General features: G+C 58.3%; 1 protein-coding gene. It reads right to left on the bottom strand.

Features of this window, described 5'->3' with window-relative positions; all coding sequences use genetic code 11:
- A partial coding sequence (locus Q1A75_RS24180) for a hypothetical protein (RefSeq protein WP_299641585.1) occupies positions 1-264 on the bottom strand: 264 nt, incomplete at both ends.

The following is a 264-nucleotide window of genomic DNA, read 5'->3' on the forward strand; positions in this document are numbered from 1 at the left end:
CAAGCGCGGGCGCCCGGAATTCCTTCGGCTGGCGCAACTCTTTCAAAACCTGCGTCATCACGGCGCGGCGGTTATTCAAGCCGGTCTTGGGTCCCTTAAACCTCGGATTACCCTTGAATAGATCAATGACTTCTGAGGAGGGCATGCGGCGCAGCGCGGCAATGACCTCACTCTTGCGTCGCTGGGTCTGGCTTGACGATCTCTCCTTCCCGGCGGGTTTGAAATCGACATAGGCCGCCTTCATGATCTCGGCGACTTCAGCCT

Source organism: uncultured Tateyamaria sp., from assembly GCF_947504105.1.
Lineage (GTDB): Bacteria > Pseudomonadota > Alphaproteobacteria > Rhodobacterales > Rhodobacteraceae > Tateyamaria.